Origin of the sequence: Spirosoma agri, assembly GCF_010747415.1 — a bacterium.
Classification (GTDB): Bacteria; Bacteroidota; Bacteroidia; order Cytophagales; family Spirosomataceae; genus Spirosoma; species Spirosoma agri.
Window position 1 is genome coordinate 2916199 of the sequence record NZ_JAAGNZ010000001.1, and the last position, 24002, is coordinate 2940200.

Annotated in this window: 19 protein-coding genes and 1 tRNA gene; 8 read left to right on the plus strand and 12 right to left on the minus strand. The window is 52.5% G+C overall.

All coding sequences use genetic code 11. The features are described 5' to 3' along the window. Window positions 1-262: 262 nt before the first annotated feature. Window positions 263-2809 (minus strand): TonB-dependent receptor, encoded by a 2547-nt coding sequence (locus GK091_RS12140; protein WP_164037979.1) that lies wholly within the window; start codon window positions 2807-2809, stop codon window positions 263-265. Window positions 2810-3099: 290 nt separating this feature from the next. On the opposite strand from GK091_RS12140, the gene GK091_RS12145 reads away from it, so the two are divergent. Further along, on the plus strand, window positions 3100-4335 hold the full coding sequence (locus GK091_RS12145) for a PQQ-dependent sugar dehydrogenase (RefSeq protein WP_164037981.1): 1236 nt from the start codon (window positions 3100-3102) through the stop codon (window positions 4333-4335). 132 nt (window positions 4336-4467) lie between these two features. Here the strand turns inward: GK091_RS12145 and GK091_RS12150 are convergent, their stop codons facing one another. Continuing rightward, window positions 4468-6141 (minus strand): carboxylesterase/lipase family protein, encoded by a 1674-nt coding sequence (locus tag GK091_RS12150; protein WP_164037984.1) that lies wholly within the window; start codon window positions 6139-6141, stop codon window positions 4468-4470. Between the two features lie 458 nt (window positions 6142-6599). Between GK091_RS12150 and GK091_RS12155 the strand changes: the two genes are divergently transcribed. The 4 genes from GK091_RS12155 to GK091_RS12170 all read left to right on the plus strand — a co-directional run bounded on the left by GK091_RS12155 (window position 6600) and on the right by GK091_RS12170 (window position 9793). Further along, window positions 6600-6878 carry an ATP-dependent Clp protease adaptor ClpS gene (locus GK091_RS12155; RefSeq protein ID WP_164037987.1) on the plus strand — a complete coding sequence of 93 codons (279 nt, stop codon included), beginning with the start codon at window positions 6600-6602 and terminating at the stop codon, window positions 6876-6878. Window positions 6879-6993: 115 nt separating this feature from the next. Beyond that, window positions 6994-7605 (plus strand): recombination mediator RecR, encoded by a 612-nt coding sequence (gene recR, locus GK091_RS12160; RefSeq protein WP_164037990.1) that lies wholly within the window; start codon window positions 6994-6996, stop codon window positions 7603-7605. A 246-nt stretch (window positions 7606-7851) separates the two neighbouring features. Next, window positions 7852-8547 (plus strand): superoxide dismutase, encoded by a 696-nt coding sequence (locus tag GK091_RS12165; RefSeq protein WP_164037994.1) that lies wholly within the window; start codon window positions 7852-7854, stop codon window positions 8545-8547. A gap of 286 nt (window positions 8548-8833) precedes the next feature. Further along, on the plus strand, window positions 8834-9793 hold the full coding sequence (locus GK091_RS12170) for an isopenicillin N synthase family dioxygenase (protein ID WP_164037997.1): 960 nt from the start codon (window positions 8834-8836) through the stop codon (window positions 9791-9793). Here GK091_RS12170 and GK091_RS12175 read toward each other — a convergent pair. After that, the gene (locus GK091_RS12175) at window positions 9780-9950 is read right to left on the minus strand and encodes a hypothetical protein (protein WP_164038000.1); all 171 of its coding nucleotides are present in this window, start codon (window positions 9948-9950) and stop codon (window positions 9780-9782) included. The genes GK091_RS12170 and GK091_RS12175 overlap by 14 nt on opposite strands. A 1-nt stretch (window position 9951) precedes the next feature. On the opposite strand from GK091_RS12175, the gene chrA reads away from it, so the two are divergent. Next, window positions 9952-11154: a chromate efflux transporter gene (gene chrA / locus GK091_RS12180; protein WP_164038005.1), complete on the plus strand. Its 1203-nt coding sequence runs from the start codon at window positions 9952-9954 to the stop codon at window positions 11152-11154. Window positions 11155-11187: 33 nt separating this feature from the next. Here chrA and GK091_RS12185 read toward each other — a convergent pair whose 3' ends face one another. The 9 genes from GK091_RS12185 to GK091_RS12225 all read right to left on the minus strand — a co-directional run bounded on the left by GK091_RS12185 (window position 11188) and on the right by GK091_RS12225 (window position 22157). Further along, a complete protein-coding gene (locus GK091_RS12185) occupies window positions 11188-12105 on the minus strand; it encodes a PhzF family phenazine biosynthesis protein (RefSeq protein ID WP_164038008.1) in 918 nt (305 codons plus the stop codon). Between the two features lie 196 nt (window positions 12106-12301). Beyond that, a complete protein-coding gene (locus tag GK091_RS12190) occupies window positions 12302-13690 on the minus strand; it encodes a LapA family protein (RefSeq protein ID WP_164038012.1) in 1389 nt (462 codons plus the stop codon). A 77-nt stretch (window positions 13691-13767) separates the two neighbouring features. Next, on the minus strand, window positions 13768-14835 hold the full coding sequence (locus GK091_RS12195; protein WP_164038016.1) for a hypothetical protein: 1068 nt from the start codon (window positions 14833-14835) through the stop codon (window positions 13768-13770). 283 nt (window positions 14836-15118) lie between these two features. Then, entirely contained in the window at window positions 15119-15874 is a 756-nt protein-coding gene (locus GK091_RS12200; protein ID WP_164038019.1) for a hypothetical protein, read from the minus strand. Between the two features lie 11 nt (window positions 15875-15885). Next, a complete protein-coding gene (locus tag GK091_RS29585) occupies window positions 15886-16323 on the minus strand; it encodes a hypothetical protein (protein ID WP_246202218.1) in 438 nt (145 codons plus the stop codon). A gap of 1 nt (window position 16324) precedes the next feature. Further along, window positions 16325-17566, minus strand: coding sequence for a sulfite oxidase (locus GK091_RS12210; RefSeq protein ID WP_164038022.1), 1242 nt, complete (start codon window positions 17564-17566; stop codon window positions 16325-16327). 106 nt (window positions 17567-17672) lie between these two features. Further along, window positions 17673-18962, minus strand: coding sequence for an adenylosuccinate synthase (locus GK091_RS12215; RefSeq protein ID WP_164038025.1), 1290 nt, complete (start codon window positions 18960-18962; stop codon window positions 17673-17675). Between the two features lie 313 nt (window positions 18963-19275). Next, entirely contained in the window at window positions 19276-19785 is a 510-nt protein-coding gene (locus GK091_RS12220; protein ID WP_164038028.1) for a Fur family transcriptional regulator, read from the minus strand. A 119-nt stretch (window positions 19786-19904) separates the two neighbouring features. Beyond that, window positions 19905-22157 carry a RelA/SpoT family protein gene (locus GK091_RS12225; protein ID WP_164040766.1) on the minus strand — a complete coding sequence of 751 codons (2253 nt, stop codon included), beginning with the start codon at window positions 22155-22157 and terminating at the stop codon, window positions 19905-19907. 251 nt (window positions 22158-22408) lie between these two features. Between GK091_RS12225 and GK091_RS12230 the strand changes: the two genes are divergently transcribed. Beyond that, window positions 22409-22490, plus strand: a tRNA-Leu gene (locus tag GK091_RS12230). 110 nt (window positions 22491-22600) lie between these two features. Beyond that, window positions 22601-23962 (plus strand): trigger factor, encoded by a 1362-nt coding sequence (gene tig, locus GK091_RS12235; protein WP_164038030.1) that lies wholly within the window; start codon window positions 22601-22603, stop codon window positions 23960-23962. Window positions 23963-24002: the final 40 nt, after the last annotated feature.

The window sequence follows — 24002 nt, forward strand, 5'->3', positions numbered from 1 at the left end:
AGCGCCCAATTTTCCTGAGTAACACCGCAATTTACGCATAAAAATAAACCCCAGCCGCAATCGGGCCGGGGTATGTGTTTATCCGCTCAAAAAGACCCCGTTGGCGTGGTGGATGATTGATCGTCATTTTTTTTCGTTGACAACCCCGTCGATTTCTTCCTTTGTGCGGGGGAGTGGGAGCCTGCCAGGTCGATCTGTACAGTAGGCAGTGTTGGCAAATGAAGACCGTCTCTGGCTACCGCAGTCGAAAAGGTAATCCCTTTTACTTGCCCCATTCCCACACTACATTCGTGTAGTAAAGTCCGCCCACCGAAGGACCACCAATAAAGGTGTAATAGTATTGATTGAGCAGGTTCGTGCCCCCCGCCTTCACCAGCAGATTTAGTTTAGGAAGCCGGTAACTGACCTGCGCATCCAGCGTGTTGATCGCCGAAACCGTACCCGTCGCTAACTCCGACTGCCACAAAAACGCGTCCTGATGCTTGTAGTTCACTGAAAAGCCAATGCCTCGCCAGACATTGCCGTTCGACACAGTCAGATTCGTAATCCAGCGGGGGGTATTGAAGGCACTCTCCAGTCCGTCGCCGTTTTCGGCCCGGTCGAGTTGGGCAAACGACGCGTTGCCACCTACCGACCAATCCGTTGTCAGGCTGTAACGAAGCCCCAGACTGGCCCCGTAATTGAACACCTTGGTTTGTGAGTTGGTCCAGAGCCGATACCGATCCTGGGTGGTCGAAGCCGAAAAATAATACACCAAAGAGTCAGGGTTTGTGCCTCTGGCCAGGTTGGCGTTTACCTGCGCGATGAAGTTTTTATAAGCCATGTAGTACGCATCGACATCGACAAAAAGCCGTTGCTTGAACAGCAGTCCCTTGTAACCGATTTCGAAACTAGCAACCTGCTCGGGCTTCAGGTAGGTGTAGGGGCTTTTTTTAAGAAGTCCCTTGTTTTTCTGAATGGCCTGATCCGTTGTCAGTTTGTTCGTGTTCACATCCGTGGTGATAGCCGCCTGGAAGGCGTTGATGGAGGTGACGAGGTACGCGTTTTCGTAGATGCCCTGCGACATGATCGGCAGGCCACCCACGCGTTTCACCCCCCCCGAGTTGATGTTGGTGAAGCCTTCGAACAGAGAGGGGAACCGGTACCCATTCTGGTAGGAAACGCGGATGTTATGATTATCCGTTGGCGAATACACGACCGAAAGCCGGGGATTAAGCCGGGCCGCAAAGTAGTAGTTTTTGTCGAGACGCAGTGAACCGGCTACCTTTAGTTTGTTGTCGAAAAACGTCCGGCTTAGCTGAACAAATCCCCCCGTTTTGCCGTAAACCAGGTTTTTACCCGACTCCGTCGGATTGATAAAATAGTTACCATCGGGAAACACGACGTACCGCCGAAAATCGAACCCAGCCTGAATCGTCAGACCTGTCTGCTCCCGAAACTGTTTCCACAACACCCGCGTCGGTTCGACCTGCCCCTCAACGTGATACATCCAGGACTGTACCCGCAGGGCCGCGCCAATGTCCCAGTTGTTAATGTCACGAAGCTTCGCAATCAGGTCGTTAAACGCCGGCGTACCGGGTACTGGCCTTCCCTGATCGGCAACAGACCGGGCATCTCTGAGCGCATCCGGTACGGCTATACCAGCCTGTGTGTCCTTGTTAAACTGGCCGGTAAAATCGGTAAACCACTGATTATCGGTTTTAAACGACTTATCGATGTTTTCGGCCATCGATCGGATATTATAGGATTCGCCCGTGTTTTCGTGGCTTCGGTAGGCACGGAGTTGAATGGAGGGCGTTGTGAGCGTCAGACTATGCTGATCGAGCCGGTAGTTTTCGAGCCGAAAGCGGTTCGTGCGCTGATAGACATTGTTCAGCATAGCGCCCTGGTAGGTATAAGCCAGTTCGACCGTTGGTGAGAATCGGTAATGAAGCGACAAATCACCCCGCAGGTTCTTCAGGCCATAGTCGGTAGCCTCCGCTTCGTAGTACCCCGTTCGGCCAATGCTGTATCGTTTGCCGCCCAACGTGAGTGTCCGCCGGTTGGCCGCTTCGTTACCGTAGCCGTTAACGGGATCATACGCGGGATTATCCGCGCCGAACAAACTTAAAGACGCGTTACCATTCGGGTTCAGGTCGTCCCGGTTTCCGGCTACCCAGTCGTACCCCCCCTGATAAACCAGATTCACCTTGAACGCAAATCGGTTGCCCAGTCGATGAGCATACCGGATGCTGGTCTCCGAATAAAGCTTGGACGATACAGTCGCATCCCCCACATGGTTGAGACCCGTTTTCTGACCAATGCTCAAGCCTTCCGAATCGAATGGATTACGGGTTAGTATATTGACCAGGCCGTTCAGCGCATTCATGCCGTAGAGGGCCGACGCGACACCCGGCACGAGTTCGACGCGCTGAATGTCCAGATCGGAGGGTGCCATCGCGCTGGCAATGGGTGCGCCGATGTGGGGCGCCTGATTATCCCGGCCATCGACGAGCTGGACAAAGCGAACGTTGGTCGTTGCGGCAAATCCACGGGTATTATAAACTTTAAACCCCAGGCTGGAGGTCAGCAGTTGAACGCCCTTGATCGTTTCGATGGCGTCGAAGTAGGAGGGCTGAGCCGACAATCGGATGCGTCGGGCATCCAGCACATCAATGCTAACCGGCGAACGCAGGATGGATTCTGACGCGCGCGAGGCCGAGATGACAACTTCCGTCAGCTCTCTGGCCTGTAATGTATCGGGGGTGGGAATGGTGTCGGTAGGAACATGGGTTGTTAAGCTTAACCAAAGAAGGGTAGCGTTGAGCATACAGATTCAGACAAAGGAAGATATCTTGATGTATATCGTTATAGTTGGGCGAATATAACGAGTAATGCGATTAATCGGTCAAAGAGATAAGTGATTATTAGCGTAAGTACGGCTACCCTGCTTCGCTGCGATCCACGTGTAGGCACTTGTTTGGGCGGATCGCTTATGAATTGATGGTCTGAAAGCGGACGAACCCGTTCTTCATCCGCTCAAGCGTGGTATCTTTGTGCAGTCGTTAAGGGTAGCTGGCGAATGCTGCGTATCCGAACGGGTAACTAACTGAACGAATCATGAAGAACAGAATTCTGATGGTGTTGGCTGGCACCTCGCTGGCGTTTGCCTCCTGCGGGCAAAGTACGTCGTCCGAAAAAACAACCGCTTCGTCGGGAGCAGGTGGCCTTGCTTCGGTAGAAACCAAAGAACCCAATTCCGCTTACAAGCCTGCTTTTCCGGGTCAGACCCGAATCGCCGGGGTCAAATCAGCGACCAGCTACGAAGGTAAGGTCCTGACCGAAGCGTTGAAGAGCCCCTGGGGAATCACCAGTTTACCCGACGGGCGACTGCTCGTTACCGAGCGGGAAGGAGCGATGCGCATCGTCACCGCAGCGGGCAAAGTCGGGGAGCCGATCGCGGGTATTCCTAAAGTTAATTCATCGGGCCAGGGTGGCTTGCTGGGCATTCGGGTTGATCCCCAGTTTGCGACGAACCGCATGGTATACTGGGTGTTTTCCGAACCCCGTCCCGACGGCAATCTGACGTCGGTAGCCAAAGGAAAATTGTCTGCCGATGAGAAAAAGATCGAAGGGGCAACCGTTATTTACCGGGCCACACCGGCATATAACGGGAATTTGCACTACGGCGGACGGATTTTGGTCGATAAAGACGGTAACCTGATGATTAGCACGGGCGAACGGTCGGATCTGGTAACCCGCCCGCAGGCACAGTCGATCAATTCGGGGTTGGGAAAGGTCATTCGCATTACGAAAGAGGGCAAACCCGCGCCCGGCAACCCATTTGAAGGACAAGCGGGTGCCCGGCCTGAATTGTATTCCTACGGACACCGGAACGTGCAGAGTCTTGCGTTTCATCCGGTAACGGGCGATCTGTGGGAGGCTGAATTCGGACCAAGGGGGGGCGATGAACTCAACCACATCAAACCCGGTAAGAATTACGGCTGGCCGACAATCACCTATGGCATCGAATACAGCGGTGAAAAAGTGGGCGAGGGCATTCAGCAAAAAGAAGGGCTCGAACAGCCCGTTTACTACTGGGACCCTGTCGTGTCGCCGAGTGGCATGACGTTCTACACCAGCGATCGTATTCCAGAGTGGAAGAATAACCTCTTCATCGGCTCGCTGAGTGGCATGCACGTGCTGCGACTTATCATTGACAACGATAAAGTAGTGGGTGAAGAACGGTTACTGGCCGATGAGTATCAGCGCTTTCGGGACATAACCCAGGGCAATGACGGTGCGCTGTACGCCATAACGGATCAGGGTCGCTTGTACCGCATCGACAAGAAATAATCGACTGGCTACTAAATTTGTAGGGCCATTCTGAACGGTTTATTCCCGTCCGGAATGGCCCTATTTCTTTTACCAATGGTCCGCCATATCAGGGATTAAGGATGGCTCTGGAAGGCTTGGCTTTATAGCAGACTAGGCTAGTGTTTTTCGGGCCTCACGATCAGGGTCGTTCACCAACGCGGGGGAATCATCCAGGATCATGGTTTCCCCATGCTGGCTGGTGTACGGTTTCCAGGTTGGTAACCCCCCGCCGTTCGGATTGCCGGTTTTTGCAAAGTTCAGAAAAGAGTGAGCCATTTTGTCCGACAACGCCCTTGGTCGTTTGCCCCCGCCCGTGTGCGTAAGCATCAAATCCGTGTTATAGAACCAGAAGCAAATATCGTCGCAGTGGAACGCACGCATTCGACCGTCGAACAGGGGAGGCTGCCAACCAAACCACGCGACATAAACGGGCGCTTTTTGCTGCGAAGCCTTGGCATTGGCGGTGGCCACAACATTTTTCCGGTTAGAAACGATCAGCGCCCAAATCTCAATGGGACGCGCCTTGGGAAAGTTTTTTGCGTAAGCCTCTACAATTTCGTCCGTTTTGTCGCCAAAGCGGGATTTGATCTTTTCTTTGACGTCGGCCAGCGAAATGCTTTCCAGACTGGCATCCGTTCGGTCCGGGTTTTGCTCATGAAACGTGGAGCAGATGAGGAGCGGAATGTCGGCAGAAAAATGAGCCGGGTCGCTGAAAAAAGCGCCGTCGGCCAGGTAGGTGCCATCGCCTACGGGTGAGTAGCCACCCCGTTGCAGGTTCAGCCGTTTCGCTTCGTCGGCCATTTTCTCGACGGCGCGATTGGCAATGTCAATATACTGTCGCCACGGAATCTGCTGAAGCTTGTCGATTTCGCCGGGTTTAAGCCCCGCTTCTTCCAGCACCTTCATGCCGAGTTTTTCGGCATACTCCTTATTGACGCCTGCCAGCGAACTTCCGCTCAGCGCTACTGCCTTGTGAAACAGCCCTTTGGCCGAAGGCATGTTCATGAGCGTGGTCACTTTGGCCCCGCCACCCGACTGGCCGATAATGGTTACGTTGTTGGGGTCTCCACCAAAATTGGCGATATTGGTTTTGACCCATTCGAGGGCAGCGACCATATCCAGATTGCCCACATTGCCGGATGCTGCGTACGGTCCCGCGTCCCGGCCGCCAGCGGCTTTCAGGTCCGTATAGCCCAGGGCACCGAGCCGGTGGTTGATCGAACAGAAAACGATATTGCCCAGTCGGGCCAGGTTTTCGCCATGATACCCGTCCTGTTCGATCGCATTGCCATTGACGAAGCCACCGCCGTGTAACCAGACAACGACCGGGCGTTTTTGGGAATCCACGGCGGGTGTCCACACATTGAGTTTCAGGCAGTCTTCCGAAACGTCGTCGTAGTTCCAGTGGTCAACGAAGGAAGCGTAGACATTGGCGTACCGTTTTTCCATGATTTGGGGCGCGGAGTTGCCCCACCAGAGCGTAGGTCGAATATCGGTCCAGGCCGCTGGTTTTTGTGGGGGCATGAACCGATTCTTCCCCGACGTGTCGGCTCCGTAGGGTATGCCCAGAAACTGGTGGACACCGCGCAGAATAAAACCCCTGACTTTCCCGTGTTCGGTGTTGGCAATCCCGATCGTGTCACCCACGAACAAAACTTGATCATCTGCCGATGGTTTGGCTACTTTGGGTGGTCGCAAACCGGCAGCGTCGGCTTGGTGAGTTACCCCCAAACTGGCGACGCCGACACCCAGCGACTGTAAGAAGTTACGTCTTGACGGTTTCATAGCTCTTTTTGGTAAAGATTGACGAATAGGAACGTCTCCACCAACGGCAGAGGGTACGGCAAACGATGCGTTCGCTCTGTTTAAAAAGGAAGACAGGAGCGTTTTTTACTAGTCTGGTTCGCCGACCCTGTTTCATCGCGTTGATTGATCTGTCGATGAATCGGTGGGAACGGGTTGCCGAACTTTACCGAATGAGGAAAAATGGTACTGTTCGAATGGCCACGTAACAGGGAAGGGGCTTATCAAGTCAACAAGCCGCGTACGGCAGGGCCGGAAGCGAGGTGAAAATGGCCATCAACATCCTGAAACAGACCGTCCACATCCCGAACGCAGGGGTGGTATTCGTGGCGAGTCAGGCAACTTTTTCGGGTAAAATGAGGTTATTCTAAAGCCGGACAACAGCTTTTAAAAGCGGCTATTTTCCCGTAAATTTGTTGAATAAATACCATTTACAGCCCATGCAGCCTTTTGAAGAAACCAATGTCGCCGTGCTCGAAGAAGTCATTGAAACCGACGTTCATAACCTTGTCGTCTTCAATGACGAGGTGAACACCTTCGATCACGTAATCGACACGTTGATGGATGTCTGTCAGCACACGCCTGAACAGGCTGAACAGTGTACACTGTTGATCCATTATAAGGGAAAGTGCGCTGTCAAAAACGGTTCGTGGGAAGAGCTTGTGCCCATGCGCAATGAAATCTGCCGGCGGGGCATCTCGGCCGAAGTGCTGAACTAGTGGTTACGCCGAATGATAAATGACGCACTGTGAATGCGTAGGTTCGTAACCGCAACCTCGGACACATAGCGCCCGGCTATCATTCCTAATTCATCATTTATAATTTATCATTCTGTTGGAGTATCCATCCAAGCTTATAGAGGACGCGGTAAACGAAGTGTCGAAACTGCCGGGAATCGGAAAAAAGACCGCTCTCCGGCTGGTGTTGCACCTGATCAAACGCGATGAAGAGCAAACCGAAGCCTTGGCCCAGAGCCTGACGGCTATGCGAACACAGGTGAAATACTGCCGCAAGTGCTATAACCTGTCGGACCATGATCTCTGTACGATCTGCGCCAGCACAAAACGTGACCAGTCTCTGATCTGCGTTGTTGAGGATACCCGCGATGTACTGGCCATTGAGAATACGGCTCAGTACAAAGGCCTGTACCATGTGTTGGGGGGTATTATTTCCCCCGTTGAGGGTATCGGCCCCAGCGACCTGCAAATCGATTCGCTGGTTACACGATTGAGCGGAGACGAACGGGAGCAGGTGCGCGAAATCATTCTGGCGATCAGCCCAACGATGGAAGGTGATACGACCGCGTTCTACCTGCAAAAGAAACTCCGGCCTTTCAATCTTAAAATCTCGACCATTGCCAGGGGCGTTCCCATTGGGGGCGATCTTGAATACGCCGACGAGGTTACGCTCGGACGAAGTATTCTAAGCCGAATCGCTTATGATTGACGAAAAAGCACCGGAAGCGGTGCTTTTTTTTGTAGCACTGGCTAACTTGCGCTGTCAATTGTACGGGTATTTCCCGATACGAGTCAGGAATTTATGGGTTCGGGAGCGCTCGTAGATGAGTGCCCGATATTTTCCCGGAAATATTTCGTTCTTTGCGATTATACCGTTAGGTTCGCTGAACATCTGTCATAGTGGCGGGTTGTATTGGTAAATACGTTAACAAGTTCCCTACAAACCAACATTCGCATGAATCGCTCCGAGTTTTTGAAATTGGCCTTTGGTGCTTCGGCCGGTTTAGTTGCTTTCCGCTCATTTGGCTTTTCGCCAATGCAGGCCGAAGGTCCCTTCAAACTGGCCCCCCTGCCGTTTGATGCAGGTGCGCTGGAACCGCACATCGATAAAATGACGATGGAGATCCACCATGACAAGCACCACAAAGCCTACGTAGATAACCTGAATAAGGCCGTAGCCGGCACCGACATGGCCAAAATGGATATTGAGGCTTTGGTCAAGAGCGTATCGAGCAGTACGCCGGCCGCCGTGCGCAACAATGCCGGTGGACACTGGAATCATACGTTCTTCTGGAACATTCTCGGACCAAACGGGGGCGGTGCGCCAAAAGGGGCACTGGCTGATGCGATCAACAAGAAGTATACCTCGTTCGATAATTTCAAAACCGAATGGGCAAAAGCGGCAACGGGTCGCTTCGGCTCGGGCTGGGTATGGCTGATCAAAACGGGCAATGAGGTCGAAATCGTGTCAACACCTAACCAGGATAACCCACTGATGGCGCTGGCCGAGAAAAAAGGTACGCCGATCATGGGGCTCGACGTTTGGGAGCATGCCTATTACCTGAAATACCAGAACCGTCGTCCCGAATACGTAACGGCCGCCTGGAACGTCTATGACTGGAATAAAATCAGCAAGAACTTCGGCGCTTAATTGACTCGTTTGTGATTTGTAGCAGCTGATACTGAGCCCTACAAATCACAAACGGTTGTCACGACCTGGCATCGGCTCTCCCCACCTGCCTTCACACACTTGCTGATTCTGAGCACGCCAAAACAGCGTTGCCCGTCACTTGTACTGGCTATTTGCTGAAACACATAACTATGCTGGTTTATAAGGGTTAGCCCGCTAATCCGGACACCGCTGAAGGTTGGTTCAGTCGCTGGATTAATGGACAGATTGCGTAAACTTTCGTAGCTTTGTGAAAACAGTTTAGTCTATGTCATCACAAGAGTTATACGACGAAATTCCGTCGTTAGATTTGGCTGATTTTACCTCGGGCGATCCTGAACGCAAAGCCCGCTTTGTGCAGGATCTGGGTCGGGCGTTTAATCAGATTGGCTTCGTCGCCATCCGGAACCACGGGCTTACCGATGACCTCACGCAGCGTCTTTATTCATCAGCCCAAGCGTTCTTTTCGGCCCCTGATGAGCTTAAGAAACAGTACGAACACCCGGAGCTGAACGGCCAGCGGGGCTATATCGGTAAGGGTAAAGAAACGGCAAAGGGCTTTAAGGTCGCTGACTTAAAAGAATTCTACCACATTGGCCAGCCCGAGCCAGAAGGGGACATGCCTGCGAATGTATTCCCGGCCGAATATCCGGACTTCAGCGAGGCTACCGTCAAGGCATATCAAACCCTGGAGCGCGCTGGTAAGCAACTCCTCCGCGCCATTGCGCTCTATCTCGAACTACCCGAGACGTACTTTGACGACAAAGTGAAAAACGGCGATAGTATCCTGCGGGCACTGCATTACTTTCCGCTTGATCCCGAAAAAACACCCGACGGCGCTGTTCGTGCCGCTGCGCACGGCGATATAAACCTCATTACCCTGCTGATGGGGGCTTCGGCCGATGGGCTGGAAGTGCTTCGGCGCGATGGGAAATGGATTGGTATCACGGCGTTACCCGATCAGGTGGTTGTCAACGTTGGCGATATGCTCGACCGGCTGACGAATCATAAGTTGAAGTCTACGATCCATCAGGTGGTAAATCCCCCCCGCGAAAAGATGAACCAGTCCCGCTACTCGATCCCGTTCTTCATGCACCCCCGTGCCGACATGGATCTGACGAGTCTGGCGAGTTGTGTCGACGCTGATCATCCCAAAATTTATGTGGATATGACGGCGGGCGATTTTCTGAACGAACGGCTGATGGAATTGGGACTTAAGAAAGCGTAACCGTACGTCGTTGTCCTTCGCCGGTTTCAATCCGGATAAAATCTGTTACATCCCGACTGAACTTTATACCCGTTGCCGGACCAACGCGCTGCTGACCTGATTCGGCCAGCGCCCGGCTACGGGATAAATGCCCCGCTTCGTTCGCTTCTCTGCTCACTATGTTGCCTTACCTGACACCTGTCAAGCCCGTTCGACGAATTCGCTATCTTATTTTTCTCAAAGATGTGCTGATTCTGTCACTAACTACCTTCGGCGGGCCGCAGGTACATCTGGCGATGTTGTATGAGCGATTTGTCCAGAAAAGACGGTACCTGACGGAATCGGAGTTGATGGAGCTGAATGCACTCTGTCAGATTCTTCCCGGTCCGACTTCGACGCAGACCATCACGGCGGTTGGGTTCAAAATAGGGGGTCCTAATCTAGCCTATATAACGCTGCTGATCTGGGTATTGCCCGCTGTCAGCATCATGACCGCCGTTGGGATGGGCATGTTTTATCTGGAACAGCATAATCTCTCGCTTCGATTTGCCCGGTTTATCCAGCCCATGGCCGTCGGCTTTTTGATCGTGGCTGGCTATCGAATCGGTCAGAAAGTGATCAAAGATCAGGTCAGCCTGGCGCTGGCCATCACGGCTGCACTGGTAGCCTACGTGTTTCGGTCGCCGGTCATGACCCCGGTCGTCATCGTGGCCGGAGGGCTGGTAACGGCATTGACCTACCAGAAGCAGGAGCGCATGGAAAAAAAGCCGCTGCAAGTTCAGTGGTCCAACTTCTTTTTGTGGCTGGGGGTGCTCATTGGGGCCGCCGGACTCGGAGCTGTTACGCAGTCGTTGCCCGTTCGTTTGTTTGAGAACTTCTACCGAAATGGTAGCCTCGTTTTCGGAGGTGGGCAAGTCCTGACGCCCATGCTCTACAACGAGTTTGTCGCCTTCAAGCACTACCTCACCCGCGAAGAGTTTCTGTCGGGACTTGGGTTGGTACAGGCGTTACCGGGCCCGGTCTTTTGCTTTGCTTCCTACATTGGTGCCTTATCGATGCGCGACGCTGGCTTCACGGGCCAGTTCTGGGGAAGCTTTGTTTCTACCGCCGGTATTTTTCTGCCCGGCACCTTTCTGATCTTCTTCGTTTACCGCTTCTGGGAGCAGCTCAAACGCTACCGGGTTGTGCGAGCCTCGCTGGATGGCGTTAATGCCGCCAGTACGGGTTTAACGGCGGCCGCAGCGATTGTGCTTTTCCAGCCGATGGCACCCCACTGGCCCTCGGTCGCCGTTGTATTGATAACGATGGGTGTGTTGCTCTACACCCGAATTCCGCCTTTCGTGATTGTGGTAGGTGGCCTGGTGGCCGGCGTGGTTTTATAATAACCGATTGTCTGGTGGAAACCACGCTTCCGGTCACACGTACCAGATTCCTTCCGAAACTAATTGCGTTTGGCCCCCCACGTTGATGACGTAGTTGTTGTTCGCTACCTCGCCATCGAGATACAGGTACGATTTCCGGCCTAGTTGAAATCCCTGCTCTACCGTTGCCTTGATTGTACTATTCTCGTAGTTCAGCAGATACGCGAGAAAGCACCCATTGGCGCTACCCGTTGCGGCATCTTCGGATAGCTTATTATTTTCAATCAACAGCATGCGTGTGTTGTAGGTATTACCGGCTTCGTACGCTTCTTTGGTAAAGAAAAACAGAGACGTCGAATGCCCGGTTTTGCTGTTGGTTCTGTATTTATATTTTGATAGTAAGAAGTCTTTTACCCCCTGATCCGTGAGGTCAAGCCCTTCCATGGCCGATAGACTGGCCAGGGGAATCAGGATGTAGGGCAAGCCGGTGCTCACTTCCTGAACAGGCAGGGATACGTCAAGCTGAGTTAAGGCTATGCCGAGTGCTTTGCTAATTTCTTCGTGGGAAAAAGTTTCCCTGAATTCAGGCTGAGCCTGGCGCATGAAGAAGACACTTTCGTCTACATTGTTCGGTGCTAGAATAGTAATAGCAATGTCGCTGTGCGCTAATTCCAGCGTGAGTGTCGACGGGACGGTTGACAGAAGAAATTTCGAAATCACGTAGCTCGTACCAATGGACGGATGACCCGCAAAGGGAACCTCGTGTTCGGGCGTAAAGATCCTGACAACAAACCGCTGATCGGCCTTAATCGCTGTAACAAAAGTCGTTTCGGCAAAATTGATCTCCCGGGCCAGCTGCTGCATCTGCTCGTCCGACAGTCGCTTGTCGAGATCTAAAAAAACGGCCAGCTGATTCCCTTCGTATTTGTTGGCCGCAAAAACGTCGACGATGTAAAATTTTATTGGTTCCATTTCGGAGGTAAGTGTGCGGTGGAATCTTTCGTAGCCGATTGGCTGTGTATAAAAAGTCAACAGAAACGGGTTAGGGAGTCGCTATCGGCAATCTCACTAACCCGTTTCTGTAGTCAACTCAGAACAAAAAGACGGTATCGTTATGGCCTTACGGCTTTCCTGCCGCACGACAATGGCAACCGAGACGAAACAGATACTAGCCCATATCGTCCGACAGGAATTTACGAACGGTCTGGTAGGGGCGTAACCCCGGCGGTTTGCCGTTCATGCCTTTGTCGGGGGGCGTTCCGTTCGGGCGGGGTTCACTCGTTCGGTGGCTACCGGTAGCCTGACTGCCGTTATGGAGTGATAACATTTCCTTCCGGAGTTGCCGTTGCTCGTCGTCGTTCAAAACCGTACGGGTCGCTTCACCCTGGCCATACCCATCGTTGAAGTTACTGATGCGACTATCCGTCTGCGCCAGTTTCAGCTCAGCTAACAGTTCATTGAGGTCGGCGATGGCCGTCTGCCGGTTTTCTTTTAATTCGTCCAGTGCGGGCAGCAGGTCAAGATTGTGTTGCAGCACGTTCTGCCGGGTGCGTTGTTCGGCCAGTTGCGCATCCAGTGGCTCAATCTCTTTGTCGAGTCGTTTGATCCGGCGACGTAGTTTCCAGATTTTGATGTCGGCCTGGAGCCATCGGAACCAGAATGCGGATAACACGGGCAGCGCAATACCCAGACAAACGGCCCCGGCCAATGCGAACAGAATGCCACTCAGGACGAAGGACAGTAACGCCCACGGACTGTTCACCAGCGCCAGATTTAACTCGCTCGACTCGTTGAGCTGCTTCTCGATCTGATTCAGCGTCGCGGGACTCAGCGTCTGCGTGGCGGCTGTCGGGTCCGTATTCAACTGGAGCTGCCGGACTGATTTATTGATGGCCGATTTGAGCTGGTCGGTACGGTACGCTTCATACCGGAACCAGCCCAGTACGGCCAGCGTCAGGACCGAAAAAATGGCCAGCGCGATCTTGAAACGCTCGTATGTCTTGTGATTTTTCTCAGGATTTTCCTGGTAGGGTTTTTCGATCAGTCGATCATAAGCCGGCTTTAACAGAATCGACACCATCGCCAGACCAACTGCAAAGGCCCAGGCTTCGTTTGGATTGCGGATGTTGAGCGCGTAGGCCACGATCTCGTGCGAAATAATCAGGTCACCCGCCAGAAAGGAAATCCCCGCGACCAGAAACAGCAATCCGGCCAATAGTGAGTAATCGGGTGCGGCTTTCGTCCGGCGTTCGCGCAGCTTGTCGCGATCCGTTTCCAGCACCTGGCGGTCGGCTTCTCGTTGTTTGACCTGTTTGTCCAGGCGTTCGACCTGAAGCGCGTGATTCTGTAATTCGGCATAAGCCGTGCGACGCGATTCAGTGGCTTCTGTCAACTGGCGTTCCGCATCGGTCACTTCTGTTCGCTTCTCCTGAATTCGTTCCTGAAGCCAGTCTTTATTGACCTGACTCGACAGATACCCTTCGTAGGTTTCCCGATTAACACCCTCAACACCGCTTGAATAGCCATGCTGAAAGTCAGGATTGTTCGTTGGTTCCATAGGCACTAATAACGTATGAATACTAAATCAAGTGTTACGGCTGATGCACTGAAAGTAGCCGTCAGCCGTACCTGACACTAGTTCATGAGTAATTCCCGCTGTTGCTCCGTGAGTCGGTTGCGCAGGCTGCGGGCGAGTTCGTACTCACTTAGAAATAAGTTAACAAGCTGATCGCGTCGGGCGTTCAATCGAGTCAAATCGGCTTCGACCTGGTTCTGAGCGGCAACAACGGGCCGCTTCTGTACCCGGATGGCATTGATCTCGCGTTCGAGCCGTTCACGTTCCGCTTCCCAATGGGGTATAGTTTGCTGCTTATCCCGAACCATTTGACGGTTCAACTCAATTGTGCTGATTCCTTTTTGCAGGAGCGTCAGTGTACTTAGGAACAGCTTCCCCGCCAGCAGGAAGAGGAAAAACACGAATACGAAAATCGCTCCTGCCTGCCATACCGGCTGTGTTTTCAAGGCCTGCGCCAGCACAAACAGCGAAGCGGCAAGCGGTAGTCCTGTCTCTTCAACCAGTCGGCGACCAGTTAGACGCGTGCCTTCCTCGTAAAAAAACGACGTGCGGCCGAATAAATTGAACATCCCGGCCAGAAACACGCCTATCGCAATCCAGCGATTTGGGTAAGCCGGTTGTAGCGTTTCGTCGATCAGGTAGAAATTACCGACGCTCATGACAACCGTCAGGACAAGGCTAACGGTGGTCCGAATCAGATCGCTCGGCTCCGGTTGCCAATTGGCCAGACTCCTGATCTGATCACGAACGATAGCCAGCCGGTTTTCCCGCTGGCTAATCAACTGATCCAGGGTCTGAATCTCATCGGTATAGCGGTCCTTCAATTGCGCCAGTGGAACCGTGTACGGATCAAAATACGCCCGTATTTCGGCCACTTTCTCGTCTGGCTGGGCGTCGGCTATGCCGAACAGAACCCCCTCATCGCGCAGGGCTTCTTCATCGGTGAGCCAACGGGGAAGTGATTCAGTGGCGGGTAACAAGGTGGTTAGGTTGTAGGAATCAGGTTCGTTCACCAGTTGAAGTACAGAATCCGCGTCAGGAAAGGGAGATGTAGCAGGTGCCGCGATAGGCAGAGCAATCGCGGGCATGGAGGCAAACAGTGAGCGAAGGCGTTTAATGAACGTCATTAGGTAAGCCCTGCGAAGGGCCAATCGGGACAGGTTGGTACTAGAAAAACGGTCATATACCGGCAAATGTGCCCCAATACTACAACCAAGAGCCGATTATAGAGCGTGAAGAATGATAAACGGAATCTCTGGTAAGAACCTTGCGGAACGATGAAAGGTATAAAACAGCTTTGTCGTATGGCGGACGATCGGACATACAACGAGTACGCTACCAATAAATAGACTAGCTGGTTTGGCTGGGCCAGGCTGAGCCGATCAGACATCCTGACGTTGGCTGACCGACTTAACGCTGTAAAAACACCCGTTGCAGGGAGCCCCACAACCGCTTCTTTAAATTTTGGTCGGCTTCGATCGTCGGTAGTGAGTCGGCCATCAGAAACGTGATGCCGAAAAAACGAATAGGCTGGTAGCGGTCCATGGCAATGTCGAGGTTGATGCGGCTGAACGGAACCCCAAACGTGATGAAGTGGTGAATTTTCTTATCCTGAACAAGCTCGGCAAAATCAAGATCGCGGGCACCATGAAGATTCAGCAAGTCGACACCGTCGATATTGAGGTTGACCGCTTTCAGAATTTTCTCCAGAAAGAGCAGATTGCTGGGGTCAAGTTCTTCATCGGCTAGTAACAGCACTTTATGGTTCAACTGGGGCATGCGAACTTGCTGACTAGGTGGGGTAATCGATGGCGTAGTGGGGCGGGGTGCCGCTTCGGGTAAGGGCTCCGGCGTAGCGATTAGGGCGACTGGTTCCGGCTCCGGAATGAGGGCAACCGGACTATCGATTTGGGTAGCCAACGTTACAATCTCTACGGACTGTTTGATCGGAGCCGCAGCCAGTGCATCGAGTTCAGCCAGTAAATCGAGATTGTCAGACAGGGTAGCCACGTCGGTCGGTTCCAACTGGTCGACCGGTTCAACGGGGTGTTCGTTCGCAGGTTCAGGGGCTGTCGATAACCCGCTGTCAACTGTCCACGACTCACCCGCCACCCAGAATAGCTGGTCATTCTGATACAGCGTCTGATAAAAATTTGTTGCTGACATTGGCGGATAAATTAATGACCGGTTTCCACCGTATGCCATTTGACGTTCTTCAATGGTTCGCGCCGACCGTCGAACGGGCGTTCAATGGGACCATAATGTTTGACGAGGTAGGCGAGAATCGGTGGTTCAGATTCGCCCAGATCCCAAAGTTTCTGGGTGCGTTGCATCCATCGGATGCGTTCAATCCATTTGTCCCGCGAAAAATGACTTTGCAGAATCAGCTTGCTGGAGTGACAGGCCGTACACTGCCCCTTCACGAGCGTAAGCTGCTCATCGACTGCCAGACCAGTTTCCGGATCGGTTTTTACCGAATCGATACCCACCGGTCCTATTTGGCTTGCGGACAGGTCCTGACCCTTCGCAAAAAGACCGGAACCTGACTGCGTCGTTGCCAGAAGCAAGAGTGCCAGGGCGATACCTAGCGCGATCAACGTTATCGTTCTGTTCATGTTAGCCAACTTTAACCGCAATTCGATGACAGGCGTTGTTGCAATAGCCTTCGGGATTCCATTGGGGCATGACCATCGGCTGCGAAACGCCCGCATTGTCGGTCGCCCGCGCCCAGATTTCGTAGTAGCCCGGTTTGGGGAGTTTGACCTCGGCTGTCCAGTGTTGCCAGGCCAGTCGGTTTTTGGCCGGTTTCAGGTTCGCTTTCTGCCAGGTCGCGCCGAAATCGTACGAAACGGATACCTCGCTAACCGACCGGTCACCCGCCCACGCATGCCCGCGCAGGGTAAGCGTTTGTTCCTTGGTGAGCATAGCCCCCGTTTGCGGAAACGTAATCAGCGACTTGACGGGCATGGATTCAATAATCCGGAACTGATCTTCGGGTGGATCGACGCCGGGCTCAACCGGATTGATCGGAACTCGGTAGCTCTTGCCCGTCATTTTTGCCCCGTCGTGTACTTTGTTGCGGATAGCAATTGTGTGCAGCCACTTCCCCGACGTAGAGGCCGGCCATCCACCGACAACGAGTCGGAGCGGAGCCCCGTGCACGAGCGGAATGGGCTGCCCGTTCATTGCCCAGGCGATCAGCGTTTCGTCTTCGAGGGCTTTCCGCATTGGTACACCCCGCGATATAACCTCTTTCTTTGGGTCCAGGCTGAGGTGCAGATCTTTTCCGTAATAGCCAATGTAGACGGCATCCTCTTTGATACCTACGTCGGCCAGAATGTCCTTCAACCGAACCCCGGTCCATTCGGCGCAGCCAACGCCCCCGTCAGTCCATTGATTACCCGCCGTTTTGGGGAGATAGCCCGCCCGTCCATTGCCCGCACATTCGAGAACCAGCTGGTAGGTATAGTGCTTAAAGCGTTTCTTTAAGTCATCCAGTTTGTAGGTCTTCGCCTGTTTAACCGATTCACCGTTAATGGTAAGCGTCCAGGTCGTTGGATCGACCGTTGCAGGAGCCAGACCATTGTTGCGAATGAACAGCTTGTCGGCGGGGGTAACAGCGTCGTCCAGCAGGTGGGCGGGCGTTTCCACATTCCAGGGCTTATCGTTCAGCACCACAAGCCCCTTGTTCTTGTCGGCCATTGGATCAACGTCAACGACCAGTGGCAGGTAATGCTGCGGTAGCTTGTCGGCAAACGCAATGTCAGCGCCGATCAAGGTGGTGAGCGTAGCCAGTGAGCTTTTCTTGAGAAAACCCCGGCGGTCAAAAAAGGAATCGGATGGGTTAAGTAGTGCCATTGGCAGGGAACGGGCCAGTTTTAGTACTCAAAATTACACAAAAAAAGCCAGCCCCTGCGTATAGAAAGGGCTGGCAAATCGGAATAGCAGCGGTATGCCGTTCGAGCTAGACCATGCCTACCGCCTGACGATAGATAATGGCTTCACGATCAGGACTGGTCGAAATAAAGCTGATCGGCAGCGCCAGCGATTCTTCCAGGTAGTTGACGTAAGCCGCCAGTTCAGCCGGCATTTCGTCGAACGAATGAATAGCCGCCAGATCAGTCCGCCAGCCTTTGAACGATTTATAGATCGGCGTAACCTCGGTGTCGCAAAGATCGTAGGGCAAGCGTTCGGTCACTGTACCATCGGGTAGCTGGTAATGCGTACAGACCTGAATCTCGTCGAAGCTGTTCAGGACGTCTACTTTCATCATGACCAGCTGCGTCACGCCATTGATCATGATCGCGTATTTAAGCGCGGGCATGTCGAGCCAGCCGCACCGACGCGGACGACCGGTTGTTGCCCCAAATTCGCGGCCTTCTTTCCGAATCAGCTCACCCGTTTCATTCGACAATTCCGTAGGGAAGGGACCGCTTCCAACCCGTGTGCAGTAGGCTTTGAAGATGCCGAATACCTCACCGATCTGACGCGGGGCGATACCAAGGCCCGTGCAGGCACCAGCCGCCATAGTGTTCGAGGAGGTAACGAAGGGGTAAGAACCAAAATCGATATCGAGTAGTGAGCCCTGCGCTCCTTCGGCCAGCACTTTGCGACCATCGGTCAGCGCCTGGTTGATTTCGTATTCACTGTCGGTCAGTTGGAATTGCATCATGAACTCCACCGCTGCGAAAAATTCCGTTTCCGCCTGTGGCAATACAGAGGCATAATCGAAGCTGTTCTGCTCCAGAATGACTTTATGAATGGCAACCAGTTTTTCGTATTTCTCCTGAAAATTCGGCGACAGAATATCGCCAACGCGTAAACCCTGCCGGGCTACTTTATCCTGATACGTTGGACCGATACCCCGGAGCGTTGACCCGATTTTCGATGCGCCCTTGGCGTGTTCGTAAGCCGCATCCAGCAACCGGTGGGTAGGAATAATGATCGACGCTTTTTTCGAGATCTGAAGGTTTTTCGTTAAAGCCAGATTGTATTTAGCCAGCCCATCGATCTCTTTTTTGAAAACGATAGGGTCCAGAACGACGCCATTGCCGATAATATTCAGGATATCGTCCCGGAATATGCCGGACGGAATCTGATGCAAAACGTGTTTGAATCCGTTGAATTCGAGCGTGTGACCAGCGTTCGGTCCACCCTGAAACCGGGATACAACCTGGTATTGCGGTGCCAGCACGTCCACGATTTTCCCTTTGCCTTCGTCGCCCCACTGGAGGCCTAATAAAACGTCTACCATTATAAAAATGAATTTGAATCTCGCTCGCCTAAGCGTTTGCGGTCAGTAAAGAGAAGGACGGCTGTGGTATGCCCAAATCTGAGTCCATAAGCCGACTCCTTCCAAACAAAATGGTTCAGCTCAACTGGCTGAACGAGGATTAGTAAGACGTATCGGCGCATCCGTTGGCCAGTCGTTTAAACCGATATTGGCACAAGGATTCAAGGAACGGCCAACCGAGCGAAGTACCATACTAATCACAATAATCACGAGCCACTGGCTACCGTCTGGGTACGGCTAACAAACGTACTTGTTGGTCGTACCCGGACAGTAACTAGCCTTCAACGGGAATCTGAATGCCTTGCGCGTCTTTGGGAGTTTGTTGCCTGTTTTCGCAAAGGTCGCGGGCACAGGCTCCATAAAAGATCAGCGAGTGGTGAATGACGTTGAATTTCAGCATATCACCAACCATGCTCTGTATGTTCTGCACCCGTGGATCGCAGAACTCCATGACCTTGTGGCAATCCGTACAGATCAGGTGATCGTGCTGGCGGTAGCCATACGATTTTTCGTACTGGGCCAGATTGCGGCCAAACTGATGTTTGGTCACCAGGTCGCAGTCGACAAGTACATCCAGCGTATTGTAGACGGTTGCCCGGCTCACGCGATAGTTCTTGTTCTTCATCGAGATGTACAACTCATCCACGTCAAAGTGGTCCTGTCGATTGTAGATCTCTTCCAGAATAGCAAATCGTTCCGGCGTTTTCCGCAGCCCCTTGTTCTCTAGGTAAGCTGTAAAAATCGTTCGGGCAGATTCTAAGTTTGATAGTTTCGGCGCAGCCATATCCGTTCCGATTATTGAGAGTGCAAAAATAGAGGTTAAAGTTTATAGTTTGTCGTTCGTCGTTTGTTGTTTGCTCACCATTGGGTAACAATAAACGACGAACACACCCATAAACGGACTCAGGAGTCGAACCGCACGACCTCAAATACGCCCTGCACGCGCTCTAACTTGCGCATCAGGGTTTCGAGGTGGCCGGTGTCATGAACATAAAGCCGGATGTTGCCCTCGAAAATTCCGTCTGTCGAGTCAATCGTCACCGACCGCATGTTGATGTGCAGTTCATTGCTGATCACCCGCGTTACGTCGTTCACCAGACCCACGCGATCCGTTCCGGTGATGCGCAGCCCCGCCAGAAACGCCAGTTCTTTTTGGGAGGTCCATTTCGCCTTGATGATGCGGTTGCCGTGGTTCGACATCAGCTCAACGGCGTTCGGACAGGTCACCCGGTGAATTTTGATACCGTCGTTGATGGTCACAAAGCCAAACACATCGTCGCCCGAAATGGGGTTACAACACTTGGAAAGCGTATAATCGATGCGGTCCATGTCCTCGCCAATTAGGAGCATATCGGCATCAGCCCGTTCGCCGTGAATTTTCTTAAGCTCTTTGGTAAACGACTTTCCGTCCTGAATGGCGTCCGTATTCAGTTTGTTCAGGCGATTTTCCTTCGCTTCCTTGTCGGATTTGAACTTCTTCAGTTCCTGAACATCGATGTGACCTTTACCAACGCGGTAGAAAAAATCGTCGGTCGTTTTTGATCCGAAATAAGCCCGGAGCTGGTTGATGATCTCATTGGACATCTCCGTTCGCAGCACCCGCAGCTTCTTCTGCACCAGATCGCGGCCATCGGTCACAAACCGTTTATTGTCTTCCTTGATCAGATCCTTGATCTTGGTCTTGGCTTTCGAGGTGACCACAAAACGCAGCCAGTCTTCACTCGGTTTCTGCCGATTGGAGGTAATCACCTCGACCTGATCGCCATTTTGCAGCACGTGACTCAGCGGCACCAGCGTATTGTTGACCTTGGCGGCCATGCAGCGCGCGCCAATCTGCGTGTGAATATCGAAGGCGAAATCAAGCGCCGTTGCGCCCCGTTGCAGCACTTTCAGATCCCCTTTGGGCGTGAAGACAAATACTTCTTCACTGTACAGGTTACTCCGGAAATCATCGACAAACTCGATCGCGGCTTTTTTGTCGCCCGAACCCGCCGACTCGATCATATCACGCACCTGACTGATCCAGGCTTCGATGCCCGCGCCGGTTTGTGTGTCGTTTCCTTTATATTTCCAGTGAGCCGCGTACCCTTTTTCGGCAATTTCGTTCATCCGTTCGGTCCGGATCTGCACTTCGACCCACTGGCCCGAGCGACTCATAACGGTGGTATGCAGCGATTCGTAGCCGTTGGTACGGGGGGTGCTGATCCAGTCTTTGAGCCGGTCGGGATTGGGTTTGTAGTGATCGGTAACGATCGAATAAGCCCGCCAACAGGCTGCTTTTTCCTCTTCTGGTGGTACGTTCAGAATGATCCGCACGGCGAACAGATCATAAATTTCCTCGAACGGCTTCTGCGACTTGTTCAGCTTCGTCCAGATCGAATAAATGGACTTGGGACGACCTTTAATAATGTACTTGATCTTCGTCTCGACCAGGTCTTTTTCGATGGGTTCGATGAACCGGCCGATGAACCGATCGCGGGCTACCCGGGTTTCGCGCAATTTCTTGGCGATATCCTTGTAGGCTTCCGGTTCGACGTGTTTCAGATACAGGTCCTCCAGTTCGGATTTGATCGCATACAAACCCAGCCGGTGGGCGAGGGGCGCGTAGATGTAGATCGTCTCGGAGGCAATCTTCAACTGTTTATCGCGGGGCATCGAGTCCAGCGTCCGCATGTTGTGTAACCGGTCGGCGAGTTTGACCAGAATCACCCGAACATCGTCGGAGAGGGTCAGCAGCATTTTGCGGAAATTTTCCGCCTGCTGCGACGTACCATATTCGAAGATTCCTGAAATTTTGGTCAGCCCATCAATGATCCTGGCGACTTTGACGCCAAATCCCCGTTCGATATCGGCGATGGTCGTGTCGGTATCCTCAACCACGTCATGAAGCAGGGCGGCAACGATGCTGGTTGTGCCCAAGCCAATTTCTTCAACCGCAATCTGGGCAACGGCCAGCGGATGGTAGATGTACGGTTCACCCGACCGCCGACGCATATTTTTATGCGCTTCGGCTGACGTGTTAAATGCTTTTTTGATCAGTTTGGCGTCATCGCCCTTTAACATTGGCTTAGCCGCCCGCAGCAGGCGTCGGTAGCGTTTCAGGATTTCCTGACGCTCCAGCGCTAAATCAATGGCAGGTTCGGCAGTGGCATTCATCATGGTTGGCGTCTTTGCAGGTAATGGCCTATCGGTTGTACTCGTACTACCAAGATAACAAAATAATAATCTAAAAATGGCGGAGTATTCACTAAAAATAAATTCTCGCAAAAAATCCTTGGAGAATTAAAATCCTTTCGTACTTTTGCACCTCCAAAAGACGAGTTGACGGGTTTGGCCGATGAAGACAAACCGGGAAGATGGCAACATTAACCGGAGATTCAGCACTAGATGTGTCAACTTCATAAGCCGCGGGCGTGGCGAAATTGGTAGACGTGCCAGACTTAGGATCTGGTGCCGCAAGGCATGGGGGTTCGAGTCCCTCCGCCCGTACTAAGTTTTGAATGAGTGAACGAGTGAATGAGTGAATTGTATTTTGTCGCATTGACTAACATTCGCTCAATCATTCCTTCGCTCATTCTCCATTTTAAACCGATACAAACGTGGATATTACCTTAGAAAAAGCAAGCGACACCAACGCTTCGCTGAAAATTACCCTGACCCCAGCCGACTACAAACCCGAAGTTGATAAGAAACTAAAAGACTATGGTCGTAAGGTTCAGTTGAAAGGTTTCCGCCCCGGCCATGTTCCCGCTTCGCTCGTGCAGAAAATGTACGGTAAAAGCATCCTGGTGGAAGAAATCAACTCGATGCTGAGCAAAACGGTTAGCCAATATATTCGCGAAAACAAGCTTCAGGTCGTTGGTGATCCCGTACCGGATCGCGATAAGGCCGATGCGATCGACTGGGATAACCAGAGCGACTTTGCGTTCAGCTATACGCTCGGTCTGGCGTCGGAGTTTGACATCGACTTCAGTGAACTGCCCAGCGTTACAAAATACGACATTCAGGCCGGCGAAGACGAAATAAACTCGACGATCTCGGATCTGCAACAGCGTTTTCATGCCCACGGTCACGGTGACGAAGTGGCCGACGGCGATACGATTTACGGTGAACTGAAACAGGTCAATGCTCCGGCTGAAGGTGAACCGTTCTCGGCTAAAACTGCTTTCCCGATGAACCAGATGGCTGAAGAAGCAAAAGGTCAGTTCGTTGGCAAGAAAAAAGGCGATGTAGTTACGTTCGTACTGGAAGACGCCTTCCCGGATGAGAAAGCCCGTGCCAATGCAACCGGTGCTCCGAAAGAAGACGTAGCGAACCTGACCGGTGAGTTTACATTCGAGGTCGACGACATTACCCGGAACGAACCGGCTGAAATCAATCAGGAGTTTTTCGATAAAGTACTGGGTGTTGGTGCTGTTGATAACGAGGAGCAGTTCCGCGTCAAGGTGGCTGAGATCATCAAAAGCAACTACGGTCGCGAATCGGATCAGTTGCTGCGGTTAGACATCGAAAAAGCACTGCTCGACACCACGCCGATTCTGTTGCCGGACGAGTTCCTGAAAAACTGGCTGCTGGAAGTAAACGAAGGTAAATTTACGCCCGAGCAGATCGACGAGCAGTACGAAGATTTTACGAAGTCGGTAAAGCTCCAGCTCATCAAAAACAAGATTGCTGACAAAGGTGACATCAAAGTTGAGTTCGAAGAAGTCCTGGACGTAACCCGCCAGATGGTTCGCGAGCAGTTCGGTTTTGCCGGTGGTGAAAATGAAGAGATGAACCAAACCATTGATCGGATCGCCCGGAATTATCTGATGGACGAGAAGAACAACGGACAGAACTACACAAGCACGTTCAACCGGGTTTTTGACGATAAAATCATTGAATATGCAAAAACGCAGTTGACCATCGCATCGCAGGATGTAACGGTTGATGAGTTTAAAGCACTGGTTGAGAATCGTTAATTGACTACTTTTCGTTGCAAAAAGGGCCTGATCGATGATC

Coding starts and splice junctions, on each gene's coding strand:
- GK091_RS12140 (WP_164037979.1), bottom strand. CDS start 2,809: ATGCTCAACGCTACCCTTCTTTGGTTAAGCTTAACAACCCATGTTCCT.
- chrA (WP_164038005.1), top strand. CDS start 9,952: ATGTTGCCTTACCTGACACCTGTCAAGCCCGTTCGACGAATTCGCTAT.
- GK091_RS29585 (WP_246202218.1), bottom strand. CDS start 16,323: ATGAACAGAACGATAACGTTGATCGCGCTAGGTATCGCCCTGGCACTC.
- GK091_RS12155 (WP_164037987.1), top strand. CDS start 6,600: ATGCAGCCTTTTGAAGAAACCAATGTCGCCGTGCTCGAAGAAGTCATT.
- GK091_RS12190 (WP_164038012.1), bottom strand. CDS start 13,690: ATGGAACCAACGAACAATCCTGACTTTCAGCATGGCTATTCAAGCGGT.
- GK091_RS12195 (WP_164038016.1), bottom strand. CDS start 14,835: ATGACGTTCATTAAACGCCTTCGCTCACTGTTTGCCTCCATGCCCGCG.
- GK091_RS12210 (WP_164038022.1), bottom strand. CDS start 17,566: ATGGCACTACTTAACCCATCCGATTCCTTTTTTGACCGCCGGGGTTTT.
- GK091_RS12150 (WP_164037984.1), bottom strand. CDS start 6,141: ATGAAACCGTCAAGACGTAACTTCTTACAGTCGCTGGGTGTCGGCGTC.
- GK091_RS12215 (WP_164038025.1), bottom strand. CDS start 18,962: ATGGTAGACGTTTTATTAGGCCTCCAGTGGGGCGACGAAGGCAAAGGG.
- GK091_RS12145 (WP_164037981.1), top strand. CDS start 3,100: ATGAAGAACAGAATTCTGATGGTGTTGGCTGGCACCTCGCTGGCGTTT.
- GK091_RS12220 (WP_164038028.1), bottom strand. CDS start 19,785: ATGGCTGCGCCGAAACTATCAAACTTAGAATCTGCCCGAACGATTTTT.
- GK091_RS12165 (WP_164037994.1), top strand. CDS start 7,852: ATGAATCGCTCCGAGTTTTTGAAATTGGCCTTTGGTGCTTCGGCCGGT.
- GK091_RS12200 (WP_164038019.1), bottom strand. CDS start 15,874: ATGTCAGCAACAAATTTTTATCAGACGCTGTATCAGAATGACCAGCTA.
- GK091_RS12225 (WP_164040766.1), bottom strand. CDS start 22,157: ATGAATGCCACTGCCGAACCTGCCATTGATTTAGCGCTGGAGCGTCAG.
- GK091_RS12170 (WP_164037997.1), top strand. CDS start 8,834: ATGTCATCACAAGAGTTATACGACGAAATTCCGTCGTTAGATTTGGCT.
- GK091_RS12185 (WP_164038008.1), bottom strand. CDS start 12,105: ATGGAACCAATAAAATTTTACATCGTCGACGTTTTTGCGGCCAACAAA.